Annotated in this window: 1 protein-coding gene and 2 pseudogenes; all 3 read left to right on the forward strand. The window is 59.1% G+C overall.

Annotated elements, in window-relative coordinates:
* Nucleotides 1–100 precede the first annotated feature (100 nt).
* Nucleotides 101–928, forward strand: a pseudogene (locus VSR34_RS37775) (autotransporter outer membrane beta-barrel domain-containing protein); the annotation flags it as partial.
* 116 nt (nucleotides 929–1,044) lie between these two features.
* The gene (locus tag VSR34_RS37780) at nucleotides 1,045–2,019 is read left to right on the forward strand and encodes an IS5 family transposase (RefSeq protein WP_342965159.1); all 975 of its coding nucleotides are present in this window, start codon (nucleotides 1,045–1,047) and stop codon (nucleotides 2,017–2,019) included.
* A 242-nt stretch (nucleotides 2,020–2,261) separates the two neighbouring features.
* A pseudogene (locus tag VSR34_RS37785) lies at nucleotides 2,262–2,342 on the forward strand (IS5/IS1182 family transposase); the annotation flags it as partial.

A 2,342-nucleotide genomic window follows, 5' to 3' on the forward strand; every position in this document is an offset into this window, starting at 1 on the left:
TGTTGTGGAAATAGGTGGGAAGGGGGCCGTCGCCAAAGGCGACGGCAACACCACCACCATCTGTGAGACTTGAATTCAGGAAAGATTCAAGTTTCTATCGGGGCGACATCTATTCTGCCGCGGGGGGGGCTCTTGGGGTGGTGCACGGGGTGATGGCGTCAGGGGATACACCAGTTCGACAGGTGGCTTCCTCGCGGCTGCAGATGCAACGGTGCACGATGGTGTTCGCGTGGGTGGCCTCGCCGGCTACAGCCATAGCGGCATCAATCTGCGTGACCAGCTGACGTCTGCATCATTCGACAGCTTCCATCTCGGTGCATATGCGGCCTGGCAGCCCAGCGCGCTCGGGCTGCGCGTGGGCGTAGAGCACGCGTGGCACCGCGTTGGCATGGATCGCTATGTGCAATATGGCGCGACGTCTGAGCGCGAAAGCGGCACGCTGAACGCAGAAACGACCCAGATGTTCGCCGAGGCCGCTTATCGTCTCAACCTCAGCGGAGCGGCCGACGTGGAGCCGTTCGGGCAGCTCGCCTATGTTCATTTGAACAATCATGGAATGGCCGAGACGGGCGGTACAGCCGCGCTGCGCGCTCAGGAAGGCAACAACGATGTATCGTTCTCGACACTCGGCATGCGCGGCACAACGCAACTCACGCTGACATCGATGATGCAGCTTACGCTGCAAGGTAGCCTCGGCTGGCAGCACGCGCTGACGAGCGGCCGTTCGGTTGCGACGCTTGCATTCGCGTCCGGCAGCGAAGGCTTCTCAGTCGCGAGCGTGCCGGTTGCGAAAGACGCAGCTGTGCTAAACGTGGATGCTGGGATCGGGATCGGCAAAAATGGACGCCTCAGCATTGGATATTCGGGTTCGCTGGCTAGTCGGCAATCGGATCATGCGGTGCAAGGCAATTTAAGCTGGAAGTTCTGAACAAGCGAACCTCATTGTCACCGCAATGGTTGCAACTAAGGCAATGCTGATCAAGTCCACCGTTCACGACTGTCACTCGTTATAGCGTGAGCATGCAACGGCGAAAGCAAAAAACGATGAAGCAACTGACACTGGCGATGGCTGTCGATCAATGCGCGGGGTTCGGGGCGCAGCGCAAACCTACGCGACGCGAGGCGTTTCTCGATGAGATGAACGCAATCGTGCCGTGGGCGAAGCTGTGTGCAGTGGTCGAGCCGTTTTATCCGAAACGCGGCAGTGGTCGGCCGCCAATTGTGCTGGAGCGCATGTTGCGGATTCTCTTTGTGCAGCACTGGTTCAATCTTGCCGACCTTGCATGTGAAGAGGCGCTGTACGACAGCCTCAGCCTGCGGCGTTTCGTTGGCATTGACCTAGCCAGCGAAACGGTGCCGGACGCCACGACGATGCTCAAATTCCGGCATCTGCTGGAAGAACAGAAGCTGGGTGAGCGGATTTTCTCGGAGGTGGGCTCGGTGTTGCAGGAGCGCGGAGCGAAGCTCAAGAGCGGCACGATCGTGGACGCGACGCTGATTGGTGCACCCTCGTCGACCAAGAACAAGGAGAAGGCCCGGGACCCTGAGATGCACCAGACCCGCAAGGGCCAACAGTGGTATTTCGGCATGAAGCTCCACATCGGCGTGGACCGCCAGAGCGGGCTGGCTCATAGCGCCGTCGTGACAGCTGCGAATGTGCACAACAAGCATCCGCTGCCCCAGTTGCTGCACGGCAAGGAGCAACGCGTCTACGGCGACAGCGCATACGCGAGCCAGAAAGCACTGATCCACAGCAAGGCTCCGAAGGCACGTGACTTCACCAACAAGCGCACGCGTCGCAAGGACTTCGTCGACGAAGTAGCGCGGCGCAAGAACCGCAACAAGTCGAAGATCCGCGCCCGGGTCGAGCACGTATTCGCGGTCGTGAAGCGGCTGTGGGGTTTCACGAAGGTTCGCTATCGCGGTCTGGCGAAGAACGCCAATCGCGCCTTCGTTGCGCTCGCGCTGGCCAATCTTTACCTGTGGCGAGGTCGCTCGACGGCACAGGCGCGCCCGTAACGGGCAAAAAGCCCGCACCGAGCCTCTCAGGGGGCGTAATGGGAGCCGGAATGCACGCTTTTTCGGCGGTTATTCGCGATCTCGAGAATTTAAGCATGCCTTGGTCAAAACAAGTCGTATTTACGCGGCTTGATCAGCGTAGCCCTAACACCTTCTAACCCATTCGCCGGCTCTATTTTCACCAGAGCCATCCAGACTAGACGGTGTTATGAACTTTCGGCCAGACCTGGTACCCTGGCGGGATGAAAAAACGCAGACCCTACCCAACGGATGTATCGGATGAAGAATGGTACTTCGCCGCTCCATACCTGACATTGATGAAT

The sequence above is a fragment of the Paraburkholderia sp. JHI2823 genome, assembly GCF_038900695.1.
Taxonomy (GTDB): Bacteria; Pseudomonadota; Gammaproteobacteria; order Burkholderiales; family Burkholderiaceae; genus Paraburkholderia; species Paraburkholderia mimosarum.